General features: G+C 70.4%; 15 protein-coding genes and 1 tRNA gene. 6 read left to right on the forward strand and 10 right to left on the reverse strand.

Features of this window, described 5'->3' with window-relative positions; genetic code table 11:
- Positions 1-74: 74 nt before the first annotated feature.
- Complete coding sequence (locus AB0M26_RS03295) at positions 75-566, forward strand: ATP-binding protein (protein WP_365253665.1); 492 nt, start codon at positions 75-77, stop codon at positions 564-566.
- A 40-nt stretch (positions 567-606) separates the two neighbouring features.
- Here AB0M26_RS03295 and AB0M26_RS03300 read toward each other — a convergent pair whose 3' ends face one another.
- Together AB0M26_RS03300 and AB0M26_RS03305 are read right to left on the reverse strand one after the other, a co-directional pair.
- A complete protein-coding gene (locus tag AB0M26_RS03300; RefSeq protein ID WP_365253668.1) occupies positions 607-2061 on the reverse strand; it encodes an aminopeptidase P family protein in 1455 nt (484 codons plus the stop codon).
- A 106-nt stretch (positions 2062-2167) separates the two neighbouring features.
- Entirely contained in the window at positions 2168-3637 is a 1470-nt protein-coding gene (locus tag AB0M26_RS03305; RefSeq protein WP_365253671.1) for a PP2C family protein-serine/threonine phosphatase, read from the reverse strand.
- Positions 3638-4407: 770 nt separating this feature from the next.
- Between AB0M26_RS03305 and AB0M26_RS03310 the strand changes: the two genes are divergently transcribed.
- Both AB0M26_RS03310 and AB0M26_RS03315 read left to right on the forward strand, forming a co-directional pair.
- Positions 4408-5166 carry a bifunctional DNA primase/polymerase gene (locus tag AB0M26_RS03310; RefSeq protein WP_365253673.1) on the forward strand — a complete coding sequence of 253 codons (759 nt, stop codon included), beginning with the start codon at positions 4408-4410 and terminating at the stop codon, positions 5164-5166.
- A gap of 325 nt (positions 5167-5491) precedes the next feature.
- On the forward strand, positions 5492-6184 hold the full coding sequence (locus tag AB0M26_RS03315; RefSeq protein ID WP_365253676.1) for a hypothetical protein: 693 nt from the start codon (positions 5492-5494) through the stop codon (positions 6182-6184).
- Positions 6185-6586: 402 nt separating this feature from the next.
- Here the strand turns inward: AB0M26_RS03315 and AB0M26_RS03320 are convergent, their stop codons facing one another.
- From AB0M26_RS03320 to AB0M26_RS03330, 3 genes are all read right to left on the reverse strand, one after another.
- Positions 6587-7570 (reverse strand): DUF5926 family protein, encoded by a 984-nt coding sequence (locus tag AB0M26_RS03320; RefSeq protein WP_365253679.1) that lies wholly within the window; start codon positions 7568-7570, stop codon positions 6587-6589.
- A 215-nt stretch (positions 7571-7785) separates the two neighbouring features.
- A complete protein-coding gene (locus tag AB0M26_RS03325; protein ID WP_365253681.1) occupies positions 7786-8409 on the reverse strand; it encodes an ATP-binding protein in 624 nt (207 codons plus the stop codon).
- A gap of 119 nt (positions 8410-8528) precedes the next feature.
- Complete coding sequence (locus tag AB0M26_RS03330) at positions 8529-9380, reverse strand: glycerophosphodiester phosphodiesterase (RefSeq protein ID WP_365253684.1); 852 nt, start codon at positions 9378-9380, stop codon at positions 8529-8531.
- Positions 9381-9618: 238 nt separating this feature from the next.
- Here AB0M26_RS03330 and AB0M26_RS03335 point away from each other — a divergent pair, with 238 nt between their 5' ends.
- From AB0M26_RS03335 to AB0M26_RS03345, 3 genes are all read left to right on the forward strand, one after another.
- Positions 9619-11295 carry a trypsin-like peptidase domain-containing protein gene (locus AB0M26_RS03335; protein WP_365253687.1) on the forward strand — a complete coding sequence of 559 codons (1677 nt, stop codon included), beginning with the start codon at positions 9619-9621 and terminating at the stop codon, positions 11293-11295.
- Between the two features lie 160 nt (positions 11296-11455).
- Positions 11456-11920: a DUF6233 domain-containing protein gene (locus AB0M26_RS03340; protein WP_365253690.1), complete on the forward strand. Its 465-nt coding sequence runs from the start codon at positions 11456-11458 to the stop codon at positions 11918-11920.
- A 202-nt stretch (positions 11921-12122) separates the two neighbouring features.
- Positions 12123-12209: transfer RNA gene (locus tag AB0M26_RS03345), tRNA-Ser, on the forward strand.
- A 289-nt stretch (positions 12210-12498) separates the two neighbouring features.
- On the opposite strand, the gene AB0M26_RS03350 is transcribed toward AB0M26_RS03345, so the two are convergent.
- The 5 genes from AB0M26_RS03350 to AB0M26_RS03370 form a co-directional block, all read right to left on the reverse strand.
- Positions 12499-13422: a hypothetical protein gene (locus tag AB0M26_RS03350; RefSeq protein ID WP_365253693.1), complete on the reverse strand. Its 924-nt coding sequence runs from the start codon at positions 13420-13422 to the stop codon at positions 12499-12501.
- Positions 13386-13907, reverse strand: coding sequence for a hypothetical protein (locus AB0M26_RS03355; protein ID WP_365253696.1), 522 nt, complete (start codon positions 13905-13907; stop codon positions 13386-13388). The genes AB0M26_RS03350 and AB0M26_RS03355 overlap by 37 nt, the downstream gene beginning before the upstream one ends.
- Entirely contained in the window at positions 13886-14089 is a 204-nt protein-coding gene (locus AB0M26_RS03360; RefSeq protein ID WP_365253699.1) for a helix-turn-helix domain-containing protein, read from the reverse strand. The genes AB0M26_RS03355 and AB0M26_RS03360 overlap by 22 nt, the downstream gene beginning before the upstream one ends.
- Positions 14086-15525: a replication initiator gene (locus AB0M26_RS03365; RefSeq protein ID WP_365253702.1), complete on the reverse strand. Its 1440-nt coding sequence runs from the start codon at positions 15523-15525 to the stop codon at positions 14086-14088. Before AB0M26_RS03365 ends, AB0M26_RS03360 begins: the two co-directional genes overlap by 4 nt.
- A gap of 114 nt (positions 15526-15639) precedes the next feature.
- Positions 15640-16338: a DUF2637 domain-containing protein gene (locus AB0M26_RS03370; RefSeq protein WP_365253705.1), complete on the reverse strand. Its 699-nt coding sequence runs from the start codon at positions 16336-16338 to the stop codon at positions 15640-15642.
- Positions 16339-16353: the final 15 nt, after the last annotated feature.

The following is a 16353-nucleotide window of genomic DNA, read 5'->3' on the forward strand; positions in this document are numbered from 1 at the left end:
CAATCCCGGGCTTATGTACCGGCTTGGACGGCAATACGTAACCGTATGTCGAGCCGCAGCCTGGAGGCTGAAGCATGAGCATCTGGTGGTCGCTCCATCTGCGGCGAGAGGCTGCGAGTGTCCCGCTCGCCCGGCGGCTTCTGCTCGGCACGATGGAGGCAGCCGGGGTCGATCCCGACATTTCCTACGATCTCTCTCTTGCTCTCACCGAAGCGTGTGCGAACGCGGTGGAGCACGGAGGGGACTCGTCGTCGGACGGTTCGTCCGGGGCGTATCGCGTGATCGCCTATCTCGACGGCGACAAATGCCGTATCGAGGTGACCGATTCGGGTCCCGGCTTCCCCATCGGGCGCGTACTCCAGGGCACGTCCCTGCGATCGGCGGTCCCTCCCCCGCCGCCCGTACCCGTCCCGGTGGACGCGGACCGCGAACACGGGCGCGGACTCTGGCTGATCGAGGCCCTCGCCGACCACGTCGACTTCCGCAACCGCCCCGGCCAGGGCGCGGTGGTGAGCTTCGACAAGATCCTCAAGTGGCGTGAGGACGCACTGCTGAAGGCGTCCTGAGTCCGGAAGGACTTCAGGGCGCCCCCAGCCCGCGCACGCGTCAGCCCTTGAGGCGGGCCATCCACGACTCGACCTCGCCGGCGGCGCGCGGCAGCCCGGCCGAGAGGTTCCGGTTGCCGTCCGCGGTGACGAGGATGTCGTCCTCGATCCGGATGCCGATGCCGCGGTACTCCTCCGGCACCGTCAGATCGTCCGCCTGGAAGTAGAGGCCCGGCTCGACGGTGAGCACCATGCCCGGCTCCAGCACGCCGTCCACGTATGTCTCGGTCCGTGCGGCGGCACAGTCGTGCACGTCCAGGCCGAGCATGTGGCCGGTGCCGTGCAGGGTCCAGCGGCGCTGCAGCCCGAGTTCGAGCACCCGCTCCACAGGACCCTCGACCAGGCCCCACTCCACGAGCCGGGTGGCGAGCACGCGCTGCGCCGCGTCGTGGAAGTCGCGGTACTTCGCTCCCGGCTTGACCGCCGCGATACCGGCCTCCTGCGCCTCGTACACCGCGTCGTAGATCTTGCGCTGGCTCGCGCTGAAGCGCCCGTTGACGGGCAGGGTGCGGGTGACGTCCGCGGTGTAGAGGGTGTGGGTCTCCACGCCGGCGTCCAGGAGGAGCAGGTCGCCGGAGCGGACCGGGCCGTCGTTGCGCACCCAGTGGAGGGTGGTGGCGTGCGGGCCGGACGCGCAGATGGAGCCGTAGCCGACGTCGTTGCCCTCCACGCGGGCGCGCAGGAAGAAGGTCCCCTCGATGTAGCGCTCGGACGTGGCCTCGGCCTTGTCCAGGACCTTCACGACGTCCTCGAAGCCGCGGACGGTGGAGTCGACGGCCGCCTGGAGCTGGCCGATCTCGTACTCGTCCTTGACGGCGCGCAGCTCGCTGAGGAAGACCCGAAGTTCCTCGTCACGCTTGTCGTCCAGCTTCTCCGCGAGGGCGGCTTCGAGACCGGCGTCGTGGCCGCGGACGATGCGGACCCGACCGTCGAGGGCGGTCAGCTCCTCGGCCGCCTTGCGCACGTCCCGGGCGGGCAGACCGAGGAGCGCTTCCGCCTCGGAAAGGCTGTTCCGCCGGCCGACCCACAGTTCGCCCTGGCCGTCGAGCCAGAACTCGCCGTTCTCGCGGTTGGAGCGGGGGAGCAGGTAGAGCATCGCGTCGTGGCCGTCGTCGGACGGCTCCAGAACGAGGACGCCGTCCTGGGTCCGGTCACCGGTCAGGTGCACGTACTCGGTCGCGGCGCGGAAGGGGTACTCGGTGTCGTTCGACCGCGTCCTGAGGTTGCCCGCGGGGATGACCAGGCGCTCGCCGGGGAACCGCGCGGAGAGCGCGGCGCGGCGGCGGGCGCAGTGCGGGGCCTGCTCGATCGGCTGCAGGTCGCGCAGCTCGGTGTCGGCCCAGCCGCCCTTCATGTTCTCGGCAAGCTCGTCGGAGACGCCCGGGTACAGGCCGTTCTTCCGCTGCTTGATCGGCTCGTCGCCTTCGGGGTTCTCGGGCGCGGGCTGGTCGGTCACGGCATCCTCCTCGAGTGGGATCCCCCTCATGGTATGGGCGGAGGGAAGACCACCGGAGAGTGCCTGACCAGCCATGCCCGGCCCGGCGGCGGTGGGCGGGGCCGGTTCAGACCACGTCGAAGCGGGCGGCGAGCAGGACCACGTCCTCGGGGTCGTCCACCGCGTCCCGGCCGTCCGGCAGCACGGAGTGCAGCACGTGGTCGGCGACGGCATCCGGATCGTCGCGCAGAGTGGCGGGCACGCTCGCCGCGGCCGCGTGCAGGCGCGCGAAGGCCCGGTCCATGGGTTCGCCGGTGCGGTGCAGCAGCCCGTCGCTGTAGACGAGCACGGTCTCGCCGGGCTCGACGTCGAACTCGACGCTGGGCGCCTCCCAGCAGGAGAGCATCCCGAGCGGCGCCGACAGCGAGGTCTCCACGAACTCGGCGCGGTGGTCGCCGATGACCAGGGGCGGGCAGTGGCCTGCTCCGGCGAGCACCACGTGCCGGGCGTTGCCCGCGTCGGGGGTGAGCCCGGACGGCTCGCAGTAGGCGAAGAGCGCGGTGGCCGACCGGGCGGGCTCGGTCAGCCGCAGCAGCAGTTCGAGATCGGAGAGCACGGCCACCGGGTCCTCGCCCTCCATGACCGCGTACGCCCGGAGCGAGGCGCGCAGCCGGCCCATGGCGGCGACGGCGCTGGGCCCGGAGCCCGTGACGCTGCCGACGGCCAGCCCGAGCGCGCCCTCGGGCAGCGGCAGCGCGTCGTACCAGTCGCCGCCTCCGCGCGGGCCCGTCCGGTGCCGTACGGCCAGGCGCACACCGGGGATGCGGGGCAGCCGGCTCGGCAGCAGTTCCTCGCGGATGGTGTCGGCGGTCGCGCGGGCACGGGCCAGCTCCAGCTCGCGGGCGAGGTGCTCGGTGGCGTAGTCGGTGTAGAGACCGACGAGGTGGCGCTGCCGCTCGACCGGCTCGGTCGGCTCGTCGTAGAGCCACACCGCGGCGCCGAGGCGGCCCGCGCTCTCGGTGGCGAGCGGGATGGCGTAGCTGGCGGCGTAGCCGAGGCGGGCGGCGACCTCGCGCTGGCGGGGGTCGAGATCCGGCTCGTTGCGCAGGTCGGGGTGGGCGACCTCGGTGCGGGCGCCGCCGTCGTGCTCGGGCAGGCCGTCGAGGATCCGGCCGTACGAGGCGGCGCTGCGGGGGATGGTTTCGATCGTGCCGAGTTCGGCGGGGCCGAGTCCGAGGCCGACGGTGGTCTCCGGGCCGCGGCCGTCGGCGGGCCGGAGCACGATCAGGCCGCGCTGGGCGCCGACGAGTGCGGCACCGGCGCGCAGCAGTTCGTGCAGTGCGGCGTCGAGGGAGCCGATACGGGCGAGGCGCTCGGTCAGCTCGTGCAGCGTCGTGAGATCGGAGATCCAGCCTGCGAGACGGTCCTGGATCGCGGCGAGCTGGTCGACCGGGCTGATCTCCTGCACGGCGGGGGGTACGTCCTCGGCGGGGTCGGCCCGGTGCGGGGCGGAGGGGCCGGCGGGTGACGCATTATGCGAGGGGGCGGGAAGTACCGGATCGATTCCAGCCACTTTCGGCGGATGGTGGGAGTTCATGGCCTGCAACTTCCCGAACGGGTGCGCCGCGCCGCCGGACCTGAGGCGTTGACCACCTCTTTGTCTGTCCTATTTGTTCTGAATAGCAGCGTTTCTTCGTGTGTTGTCGCGGGACGGTCCAGGCGTTGCATTCTTCGCAATAGCATCACAAACCCCCATGTCATGCTGCGCCGCTACCAATGCCTCCACATCTACACGCAGGCCTGGGGTGTGTCCAGCACTGTGCCGACGGGCTCGTTGGTGTCTGCGAGGTTCTTAACTTGGCTGAAAAACCGCCTCACTCCCGCCGATTTGCGCTCGACTGAAGGCAATCCACAACGCGTCACCTCCATCGTGCTGGGTACGTACTCGGAGAAGGGCAGGGGCAGTTGGGGGCCGCCCCGGAACCTCGCGGCGACCTCGAACGTCCTAGTCGGCAACGGCGCCCGTCCCCGATTGGCGTGGGGTCCCTGCCGCGAGCAGGGGGAGCAGTTCAGGACGGCAAGCGCCATGCATGCGCCACCCCCCGCCATGTCCCACGCCCGGCCCGCGACGTGATGCGCTGCTCGAGAACGCGCAGTGACGAATGATCCACACGGCGTGAACGATCTGAACGGCTTCGTGGAGCGCCACGTACTGCCCTGCAGTTCGACGGCACAGAGATCGGTGCACTAGGTAAATCCGTACCTCCGGTGGCGGTACACCGGTACAGCGTGTTGTGAGGACGCGTTGGTTCTCCCTGCTCCGGCGGGGCCCCACCCTCGGCGTTTAGCGGAAAGGAACGAGCGCTCATGCGCGAGATCCTCGGAAGGCGACGCAGGCTCCTGCCCAGGCGTAGGCGCGGCGGGAAGCCGGACATGCTCACGGCGGCGCTCACCTGCGCCACCGCGTGGCAGTGGCCGGTCCTCCCGGGCGTGGGGCTCCAGCCCGGCGGCAGCGGCGCGTACGACTGCGCCTGTCCGCACCCGGACTGTGTGGTGCCCGGTGCCCACCCGTTCGACCCCGGACTGCTCGCCGCCACGACCGACGAGCGGATGGTGCGGTGGTGGTGGGAGAACCGCCCGGCTGCCCCCGTCGTGCTGGCCACTGGGGGGCGCGCGCCGTGTGCCGTGAGCCTGCCGGCGGTTGCCGCATCGCATGCGCTCACCGAACTCGACGCCATGGGCGTCCGGATCGGGCCGGTCGTGGCGACCCCGACACGGTGGTCGATCCTCGTGGCGCCCTACTCCTTGGAGGTGCTGGGCGAATTGCTGCACCAGCAGGAGTGGGTGCCCGGTTCGCTGCGCTTCCACGGCGACGGCGGCTATGTGGTCCTGCCGCCCTCCCAGACCGGACTCGGCCTGGTCCGCTGGGAGCGCGCTCCGCGGCCCGCGTCGGAGGCACCCGGCGACGCACCTGCGACCGGGCGGCGCACGGGCAGGGCCCGGGCGCGGAAAGAGCCGGGCGACGGCGGGGACACGCCGTGGCTGCCCGATGTCGCCACGGTCGTGGACGCGCTGGTCGAGGCGAGCACACGCGCGCCCGGCGGCGGAAGCCGCCTCGCCTACTGAGGGCGGAAGTCGCCTCGCCTACTGTCGCCTCGCCTACTGAGGGGCGCGACGTTGCGGGACCGGAGGTCGCCGGGTGGAGCCGGTGGGGTGCACCGAACCGCCCGTTGACCCCCCGTGGGGGGCCGCACGTGACGAGCGACCCGAACTGCCGCCCCGCCACGGCTTCGACGCGTGCTGCTGCCCGTCTCGGGTGTGCGTTCACTCGTACGGGTACGAGCCGGGCGGAGTTGCACGGGAAACGACCTCTGCCATCCGGAGAACCCCGCTCTGACCGATATGTTCGGCCTGCCGTCAAGCGTTCTCAGCGAGTTGCAGGTAGGTCCTCATGGAGCAGGCGCCGAATCCGCGCGGGTCGAACCTCCGGGCTGCCGCTCTCGTCGGCGCCGTGGTCCTCGCCGCCGTACTCCCCCTGGCCGCGGCGTCGGCCGGCCCGGTGGGCCTGGGCGACCGCAGCGCCCGGCCCGAAGCCCCGCCCGCCGCACCGTCCTTCTCGCTCTCGGCCGCTCCGGCGCCGAAGGGCGACGAGAAGGCCCGCGGGGCCGGCGACGCCGGGAGCGCTGAAGGCGGCTCCCCTCTCACGGCCGGCGGCACGGCAGGGCTGCTGTCCGGGCTGCAGCTCGCCGGCACCTCTCGCTGCGGCCCCGAACTCTCCTCTCCCGAAGGGCTGGAGGCGCAGACCTGCGTCCAGAGCGAGGGCAGCGAGACCTGGGGGCGCACGTACTACCGCAACACCACGGGGCGTACGCTGCGCGCCGTCCTCAGCCTGATGGGCCCGGACGGCCGGACCCTGCAGGTGCATTGCACGCTGGAGGCCGGGGGCGATCCGGGAACGTGCGAGACGCCGCGCAGGTCCGGCAGCGCCTCCCTCGCAACACCCGCACGGGAGGAGGCGGGTGGCGCCAAGCGTGAGCTGTCGCAAAGCGAGGTGTACGCGGCGGTGGCGGAGATCGCGTCGGCGGGCTCGGACCGGCTGCTGTTGCGCACCGGGAGCAACGCCCCTGAAACCGAGGCGGGTTGAGGGGGACGACCGCATCCGGGCATGGAAACGCCCGGTCGCTGGCGACGGGGGATGCACCAGCGACCGGGCTTCCAGAACCGTAACAAGAGATCCGCCATTCGCAAATTCAATCGCGGATATCAGGGTCCCGATTTACCGCTCAGTAGGGGGAGTTGTGACGAGAGTCACGTCCGGATGCGGAAGTGGGCCGGGAGATTCCGTTCCTGGCCCACCCGATTCACCCCCGGATTCGGCTCGGTCTCCGGTTCGCTTCACCCCGGAACCGGCTCTCCCCGGAACCGGCTCTCCCCGGAACCGGCTCTCCCCGGAACCGGTTCTCCCCGGAACCGGCTCTCCCGGAACCGGCTCTCCCGGAACCGGCTCTCCCGGAACCGGCTCCCCCCGAACCGGCTCAACCCGGGTTCAGCTCAGCGTCACCTGACGGTTGGTGAGTCCACCGCGCGCCCGCCGCTCCTCGGGGGTCAGCGGCGCGTCCGAAGCCAGGGCCTCGGTGAGCCGCTCGGCGAACTCCTGCGCGGGCTTCTCGACGTCGTCGGCCTCCATCGCACCCGGCAGGTCCCACACCGGCACCACGAGGCCGTGGGCCCGGAACGAGCCGACGAGACGGGTGTGTTCGCCCAAGCCCGACGTCCCGGCGGCATGCAGCCGCGCGAGGGCGTCGATCAGCTTCTCCTCGGGGTGCGGCATGACCCAGCGCAGATGGTTCTTCTCCGGCGTCCGGCACCAGTACGCCGCCTCCACTCCGGAGAGCCGGGCCGTCGGGATCGCGGCCTCGTTCGCCCGCTCCAGCGAAGCGGTCACCTCCGGCGAGGAGTTCGCCGAGTCCTCGAGCCAGAACTCGAAGCCGCTGTGCACGACCGGTGTGAACGGAGCCTCGGGGTCGATCAGATCCTGCAGACGCGGACTGTCGGCCGGCACGCGCTCCGCGGCAACCGGGCTGCCGGGCTTCGCCTCCAGGGCGCGCCGCAGCACGTCGGCGATGTCGCGGCTGATGTCCCCGGACGCGGTGTCGTTCTGCAGGCCGAGCAGCACGGAGCCGTTCTCGCGGCGCAGCGCGGGCCAGGCCATCGGCAGGACGGTGGCGAGCGTGACGGCCGGGACACCTTCGGGCAGCCCGCTCTTCAGGTTGAGCTCCACGGTCGCGGCGGGGACGAGTTCGCGCAGGGCGACCCAGTCGCATTCGCCCGGCAGCCCTTCGAAGGGGCGCTGTACGAGCTCGGCCACGGCGTGGGCCGCGGCCCGGCCGTGGCACGCCTTGTAGCGGCGGCCGGAACCGCAGGGGCAGGGCTCGCGCGCGCCGACGACCGGAATGTCTCCATCGGAGACCTGGGGGGCAGCGGTCCTGCCGGAGGTCTTGGCCTTCGTCTGAGGGCGCTTCTTGGCCATGGCGTCGGTTTCTCCGTTACGGCGTCGATTCTTGGCCGCCGAGCCTAGTCCTTCGCCGTGCCGGGTGCGGCGTTCCGCAGGCCGGCCGCCCTGTCGTACGGCGCCGGGACAGGCGTACCGAGGTGCGTACCCGCGTGGCGTCCACCGCGTGCGCAAGGTTCGTCGCGCGTGCCGTCGCACCGTTCCGTCGTGCGCGGATCGGTGCCGGGGACAGGTCAGTCGAGACCGCTCGACTGGTCGAAGCCGTCGAAGAGTTCGGCGACTTCCAGCACCGGGACCCCCACGCGCGTAGACATACCGGCGCGCCGCGGCGATGCGATGAGAACGGCCCACACGGTGACCTCGCCCGCAGCGTTGTCACGCACGCCCCAGTCCTGCGCGAGTGCGGTGATGATGTTCAGGCCGCGGCCGCCGCGGGCGGTGACCGATGGAGTGGCCGGAAGCGGACGGGTCGGACCGCCGCCGTCCGTCACCTCGACCGTGAGCCGGCCGAATTCGTCCACGCCCCAGGCGGCGCGGACCGCGCCAGGCCCGTCCCCGTTCATCCCGTCGTGCAGCGGGCGGGCGTACCGGTACGCATTGCTGAGCAACTCGGAGAGTACGAGGACGGCATCGTCGACGACACACTCGGGAACTCCGCTGATCCGGAGTCCCTCGCGCATTCTGCGCCGCGCTTCACCCACGCCCGCTGGACCATGGGGTACGGCCATGATCGACGACGTCGGCACATCCTGTGCCACCACCAACGCCACCCCCGAGACCTCCTTTGCCCCACGCCACGGGATGGATGCCCCCCTGGACTGGACCGGAAACCGGCCAACTGCGATCCCGTGGCGCACTTGTAATGATCGGATACGTACCGAACGCGCCGGTGCACTCCTTGTGAGGAACGGGCCGGTTTCTGGGGTTCGTCAGGGGATTCGCGGGAGATTCGGCGGGTCGTGCCGGAAGACCCGGCCTAAGCCCGGCCGAGCTGGGTGAGCACCTGCCGCGGGCGGTTGGTGATCACGGCGTCGACCCCGAGGTCCCGGCAGAGGGCCACGTCGGCCGGAGCGTCGACCGTCCACACATGGACGCGGTTCCCCGCCCGGTGCGCGCGCTCGACGTAGCCGGGGTTGTTGCGCAGGATTCGCATGCTCGGCCCGGCGATGCGGGTGCCCCCCGGAAGCCGCCCGTCGCGGTAGCGCGGCGAGAGGAACTGCATCAGGTAGACGGTGGGGACGTCCGGCGCTCCGAAGTTCACGCGGTGCAGCGAGCGGGCCGAGAAGCTCATGACCCGTACGGCCGAGCGCTCCCCGGGCGGCGCGCTGTCGAGGCCGAAGCGGCGCAGGAGCTGCAGCAGTCTCTCCTCCACCTGGCCCGCCCAGCGGGTGGGGTGCTTGGTCTCGATGGCGAGCTCGACGCGGCGGCCGGCGCCCGAGACGAGTTCGAGAAGGCGTTCCAGGGTGAGGACGGAGGTGCGGTCCATCAGCCCGTGCTCGTCCCAGTCCGGGGACTCGCCGGTCTCGCGGACAGCGTCGCCCTGCTTCCAGGAGCCGAAGTCGAGGGCCGCGAGGTCGGAGAGCTCCAGGGCGGAGACTGCGCCGCGGCCGTTGGAGGTCCGGTTGACCCGCCAGTCGTGCACGCAGACGAGATGGCCGTCCGCGGTGAGCCGAACGTCGCACTCGAGGGCGTCGGCACCGTCCTCGATCGCTTTGCGGTACGCGGCCAGGGTGTGCTCAGGGGCATCCTCGGACGCGCCGCGGTGGGCTACCACGGAAATCGTGTGCGGCCCCGGACGGAGGCCGCGGGCCGGATGCGCAGAGGTCACCGCGTTATGGTGCCACCGCCCGGCGGGATACCGCTCGCACGGCCTCCGCCCCGGAAGTCAGCGGATGCGTCCGAATCGTCCGGGATAAAAGATGGCGGTCCAAGCGCTGTCACTGCTTACGGCGCTCTGACGCCCTGTGGGAAATGCTGGCAGGGAGACTGGGTTACGTGGGCCGTGACCGATGAATACTGACGTAGCGTCGCGACCGAGCGACTGACGTGTACCTGAGGAGAAAGCTGTGAGCACCGAGAACGAGGGCGCTGCCGTTCCGCGTGATGCGGAGCCGGCGCCCGAGACGCCGGGCAACGGGCCCGCGTCCGCGTCCGGCGCACCGACCGCAGACTCCGCCCACCGTGCGGAGCACGCGCCGCCCACGCCGCCCGTACCGCCCGTGCCGCCGACCGTCCCGCCGGCCGGTGCGGCCGAGCAGGGCCGTACGCACGGCGCGACGGACTCGGACTACCCGCTGCCCGCGCCGGAGGAGCGGACCGCGCAGCTTCCTCCGGTGGGTGCAGGGCAGGGCGAAACCGTCGCCCGGACGGCCCAGTACCCCGCCGCGATGTCGTCGGCCGAGAGCGGACCGGGCGGTCAGCAGCCGCCGGGTGCCCATGGGGGGCAGCCCGGCGGGCCCGGAGCTCACGCGACTCCGGGCGGCGCACACCCGGCCGGTGGCGCGGGCTGGCCTCCGCCGCCTCCGCCCGGCTCGGGCGGATCCGGCGGGCCCGGCGGTGGCTGGGGCGGATGGGCCGGCCCGCCCGAGTCCGTACCCCCGGACGGTGTCTCGCCGCGCCGGCGTCACCGTGAGTTCATCGCGACCGTGCTCGCCGCCGCGCTGCTCTCGGGCGGTCTCGGCGCGGGCATCGCCATCCTCGCCACGGGAGGGGACGGCGGCTCCGACTCGACCACCGTCTCAGCCCCCGGCGACCCCGAGGTGCTCAACCGCTCGCCCAAGTCCGTCTCGGGCATAGCGCAGCGGGCGCTTCCGAGCGTCGTGACCCTGGAGGCGCAGGGCAACCAGGGTGAGGGCGGCACCGGCACCGGCTTCGTCTACGACAAGCAGGGCCACATCCTCACCAACAATCACGTCGTGGCCTCGGCGGCCGACGGCGGCAAGCTGACCGCGACGTTCTCCAACGGCAAGAAGTACGACGCCGCGGTCGTCGGCAAGGCCCAGGGGTACGACGTCGCCGTCCTCAAGCTCAAGAACGCCGGGGACGCGAAGCTCAGCCCGCTGCCGCTCGGCGACTCCGACAAGAAGGTCGCTGTCGGGGACTCGACCATCGCGATCGGCGCGCCCTTCGGCCTGGCCGGCACGGTCACCACGGGCATCATCAGCGCCAAGAACCGCCCGGTCGCCTCCAGCGACGGCGCCAGCAGCAACGCCTCGTACATGAGCGCCCTGCAGACGGACGCCTCGATCAACCCGGGCAATTCCGGCGGCCCCCTCCTCAACGCGCAGGGTGCCGTGATCGGCATCAACTCCGCGATCCAGGCGGCGGGCAACGGCCTCGGCGGCGACGGCGCCCAGCAGTCCGGCAGCATCGGCCTCGGCTTCGCCATCCCGATCAACCAGGCGAAGCGCGTCGCAGAGACCCTGATCAAGACGGGCAAGCCGGTTTACCCGGTGATCGGGGTCCAGGTGGACATCCGGGACCAGGGCGAGGGTGCCCGAATCCCGGACGGCGGCAACAGCGGCGCGGAGGCGATCACGCCCAACGGTCCGGCGGAGAAGGCGGGCCTGAAGCCCGGCGACGTCATCACGAAGCTGGACGACACTGTGATCGACAGCGGTCCGACGCTGATCAGCACGATCTGGACCCACAAGCCGGGCGACCAGGTCAAGCTCACGTACAAGCGCGACGGCAAGACGTCGACGGTGAACGTGACGTTGGGATCCCGCGAGGGCGACAGCTGACCGCACACTGCCGAGCGGCATGAGGTGGGGCGCCGGACCCGGTCCGGCGCCCCACCGCTGTGTGCGCTGTGCCTGCCCGTGTGTCTGCCGTCTGTCCGCCCGGCGTCTGTGCCCGCCCGCCGTCCCGCCGGAACAGGTATTCGAACTAGAATCGAACATCGTGAACGACCGGTACGCAGCGGCGGGCCCCTGGGCCCGGGCCACCCTGCCCGACGGGCAGCAGCTCGACGTGATCGTCACCGGTCGCACGCGCACCAGGGACGGGCACTGGTGGTACGAGCTCGAGGCCGTCCTCGTGGCCCGCACCAGGCTGCCCGACGGCCGCACCATCGCCGAACCCACACCCGTCGCCTTCAGCATGCCCGCGGACCGCGTCGCCCCGATCCCGGGCGAGCGCTACGACGCGGTGCCCACGGACGGGGCGGTCGCGGGGCGCCAGTTCCTCGTCGAGAACCTCTGGCGCACCATCGACGGACCCAGCCGCCGCCTCCACCGACGGGACTGCTGGCAACCGGGCCCTGCCCATCGCCGTATCACCACCGCCGAGGCGGTCGCCCTGCTCCATGACCCGGATGTGGCCCCCTGCGACATCTGCCACCCGGAACGTGCCCTGCGCCGCCACTGAGGGCAAGGCGGCGCCTTGCCGCCGCCCTGCGCGCGGCGATCCGCAAGCCCGATTCCGGCGTGGACGTGACCGCCCGGCGCAGGGGCGTTCCATCTAGGAGGGGCCGATTTACGGGCGTACGGTTCGGTGACGGGCCAACGCCCTCTTCGGGGCGCTCCGCCGGGTAGGCTGTAGGCCGCTCCGCCGCAGGTGGGCGGGCGAGGGAGGGTTGCCCGAGCGGCCTAAGGGAACGGTCTTGAAAACCGTCGTGGCAGCGATGTCACCGTGGGTTCAAATCCCACACCCTCCGCCCAGGCCGGCGAACGAGCTGGTCAGATGGGGCGCTCCGCATCCGGGGTGCCCCATCTTCATAGGGCCTGTCTCACCTTGATCCGCCTCTGTCACGTCGTTGACCAGTATCTGTGGACCAGGCGTGGACCAAGGTCGGATCGGCCAGAACCGGGAAATCGCAGGTCACGCCCGGGACTGTGAGGCGGCGCGTGGACCAGGTCCATGGGCCGGGCAACGCGAAAGGCGCCACCCTCCCCAGATGTGGGGCGCGGGTGGCGCCTTCCTGCCCCACGACAGGAGCGGCAGGGCTACTCGTCGTCGGCCGCTTCCAAGGCCCGCTCGATCTGCTGGTTCGAACGATCCTGGTTGCGGTGGATGGCCTTGGCGTAGAAGCGGAAAAGGACCGCGATGCTGTGGCCGGCACGACGGGCAACCTCAGCGGGGGAGATACCCGAGTCGAGCCAGAGCGAGACGCCAGCGTGCCGCAGCGAGTACGGAACGTCTGCCAAGGGTGAGGCTGCTTCGGATTCCGTGAGCACGCCTTCTCGCGCGGCCTGCCAGACCTCTCCGTACTCCTTCGACAGGAGATAACCTCCTTGGACCGCGCGGAAGAGGCGACCGTCCTCGGCGACGCCGAATTCCTTTATGTGCTCCCGGAGCATGCGGACCAGGACGGGCGGGATCGGCACCGACCGGGTCGCCTTCCGAGCCCGCTTCTTAAGGCCGCGCGTGTCGAAAGACTCGCCGGTGTCCGTCCAGCCGGAGCCCACACGGGGCGTGCTGGTGGACAACAGGACTTCCCCCCAGCCCTGCTCCGGCAGGGTGAAGCTGTTCTCGCACAGGTTGGCCGCTTCCCCCGGACGGTTGGCCCCGTAGTAGAGGCAGCCGAAGAACGCCTTCAGGTGTCGGCCGCGCACGCCTTGATTGCCAACGGCAGTGATCAACTGCTTGGAGAGCTTGGGGCCAGGAACGAAGCGGAAGTCGATCTCGTCGTCCGTCGCTGGCGGCGTCCAGTCCACCTTGTTCAAGGGGAGCGTCGCCAGCAGTCCGCGCTCTATGGCGTACCGCAAGCAGTTGCTGAACACAGGCACTTTCCGCTTCACCGTGTTCTCGGCAGCGGGCTTGCCATCCATCTTCAGCTTGAGCGCGTCGAGCGCGGTCCGAAGGACGCTGGGAGTATCGAGGTCGGCGATGTTCACTGACTTGCGACTGATCCAGTCGAGCGCGGCCACGATTTCGGCAGGGGCGCTTCCACCTCGGTCCGGGGCCGGGTTACTCCGTCGTCGCCCCGGACGAACCGGAAGACCCAGGAGTAGAGCGCGGCCCGCAGCACCTTTGGGGTCGGGGCACCTCGGTTGTCGGTCACCAGCCTAGGCGTGACAGTGGCCAGCGCATCCGCAATGCTCGCGCGGTGCTTGGCGGAGGCATCTGGCCACTTCATCTCGGCGTACGCGCGTGCGTGGGAGTACCAAGTGGGGGACTCCAACGCACGGACCTCTGATTCGGGCAGGCCCAAATCCGTGTCGAACCGCTCACGGTTGCGTAGTGCGGCCAGCAGCTCTGCGCGCCTTCCGTCCGCCTGAGCTTTGATCTTGAAACTCTTGGAGAAGGGCTGTGGGCCTACGCGCCAACGGAGTTGGTACGACGCCGCGCGATTGGTGCGCTTGCGGATGCCCCAGATCTGCACGTCGTACGTCAGCATGCGGGTACCTCGCATGAGGTCCACCAGGCATCCAAGTCCGAACGGCGTATGCGGATTTGGCCGTTGGGGAGCTTCAGGCACCGCGGCGCAGTGCCTCGAGCTCGCATCCGATAGAACGCAGCCCGCGACACTCCGATTTCGTCGAGTGCTTCGGTCAGGGTGAGCTTCTCGTTCTGGGCGGCATACCTGGTCGTCACAGCCAGACCTCTTCTGTCCGGGCGCAATTCTTGTGATCGCGCGCGACGACGTTTTCGCGGCGGACCTGTGCGGCGAGGAGTTCTTCGCCAGGGCTATAGCCGGTGCCGATGAAGGTCCAGGCGGACTCGAGGACGAGGGTGGTGTCATCGAGGAGGCCGAGGGCGGCACGGGACTGATGGGTGCGCCACGCCCTGCGTACGTCGCGGAGGGCGCCGAGGGTTGTGGAGTAGCGGCGGGACTTGGTGGAAAAGTGGCCAGGGAAGCCGACCATGTGGGCCCACTTGCGCAGCAGGAGGTGCCCGTATTCGGGGCGTCCACCGAGGTTGAAGCAGGCCCGGAAAAGGTTCCTGGCATGGTCGGCGACGACGAGGTGGGCGATGGGTTGACCCTCGCCCGTTCCGTCGCAGCGGGTACAGCGGTAGCGGTCGGAGTAGCCCGTTCCCTGGCAGGTGGGGCAGTACAAGGGGTGGTCGATGGCGTCTGTGGCTGCCTCGGCGCCCTTGGTGGCGTACTTGGCGATGTACGCGGCGACGGTCTGGTCCGTGAACGGAGTGTCGCCATCGAAGTCGTGGGTGCGGATGGGCTGGACGTTGAAGACCTTGCCGAAGGCGTAAAGGTGGCGGTTGCCGTCAATCCCTAGGCCTGGAACCGCCGTGCTCTTAATTGCAGCCTTCGTCGCCTTGGTGAGGAGCTTGCTGGTGGCCCAGGCCGGCGGGGAGTCGCTGGAGCCTTCGGGACCGTCGATGCGAACTACGGCGTGGAAGTGGACCGCGCCTCTCGCCTGGTACTCGGCGACCTTGGCGTATGACAGTCGTGCATGGTCGCGGAACTCGCGCTGGCTGAGGCCCGCAGCCTTAGCGACTTCGCGGCGTAGGCGGGTTGTGAAGCGAGCCCAGATCTTGGCGGCATGTGCGTTCCAGAGCACCGCGGATTCGTAGTCGTAGGTGTCGAGGTTGAGGGGGCTGCCGATCAGCGGGTCTCCGGCGGCATGAGTGTGGCCGCAGCGGCATGGCTTAAGAACGCCGCTCCTAGTAGAGATCTTGTGGTGGACAGGGCCGAAGGAGGGAGCGGTGAGGGTGACGAAGGCCCGGGGGTGGGTGGCGATGCTCTTGGGGGTCCCCTTACCGCCGCTCAGGCCGGTGGCGATCAGGTGGAAGGTGTCGCGGCGGTAGGTCTCGGCGCAAGTGGGGCAGCGGGAGGTACGACGGTTTCCGCAGGCGACCAGGAGGCGGCCGGTTGGTTCGTCGTCTGTGTTGAAGACATGCAGGACCTCGCTGGTTTCTTTGTTGATCGTGGCGCTGAAGCCGGTGATCTGGATTGGACGGGCGCACCCGCCCAGGCGTTCGATCTGGGCTTGGAGCCGGTCGAAGTCGTGCATGGCAGCCAGATCGATGAGGTTGGCCAAGGGCGCGCTGATGCTGTGGGTTTGAGTCATGAGGGGGCCTTTCTCGGGGCAGCGGGGCAGGAGCAGGGGGTCCGTGCTCCTGCCCCGGGGCATGGCGGACTGGGCCCCATGGGGGGCCAGCTGTGAAGAGGGGAAGTGCCGGGCTCAGGCGGTGAGCTGGGCGTGCGCGGCCGTAGCGAGGGGCAGGGCGACGCCGAGACGGGCTTGGAGCTGGGCCGGAGTGATGTGCCGACCGTGCCGTTCGCGGTGGTCGGTAGCCACGGACCGTGCAGCTTCCAGTAGCGGCGCGGGAACCGCAGCCGCGGCAGGTGCCGGAGTGCCGAGCGCCTTTGTGGGCGGCGCCTCAACCGGGTTCGGCTCCAAGGGGATTGACGTGATCGGTCTGGGATCGGCCGCAGGCTGCATGACCGGCGCCGGTCCAGTCGGGGCGGAGGTGGGGGCGGTGACGGTGTGGAAGTGGCGCAGCAGGGTAGGGCCGACGCTGCCCCAGCCGAGCAGGAGGAGCGGGGCGACCGCATCCACTGCGGCACGGCCATAGTGCCCGGCCAAGATCGGCTCAACGACGTTGAGGCTGAGGGTCAGCAGGCCGGACAGGTGCATGAGCCGGGTTGCAGATTTCAGCTTGTCGGCGGGGACGCCACGCAGGGACAGGTAGCGCAGGGCGACCAGGAGTCCGACCACGGAGAGGTCCACCATCGGGGCGATAAGCGGGGCGACCGGCTGGGGGACGCCGAGCCGGACGGCCAGGGCCCAGACGTTGCCGAAGGAGAACACGAATGCCAGAGCGGCAATGACGACCATCACGATAGTGACCGTTCGCTGAGTGATCCGGTCTTCCGCCATATGGAATTCACCTCC

The organism is Streptomyces sp. NPDC051776 (assembly GCF_040681345.1).
In the GTDB taxonomy this organism is placed as follows: domain Bacteria; phylum Actinomycetota; class Actinomycetes; order Streptomycetales; family Streptomycetaceae; genus Streptomyces.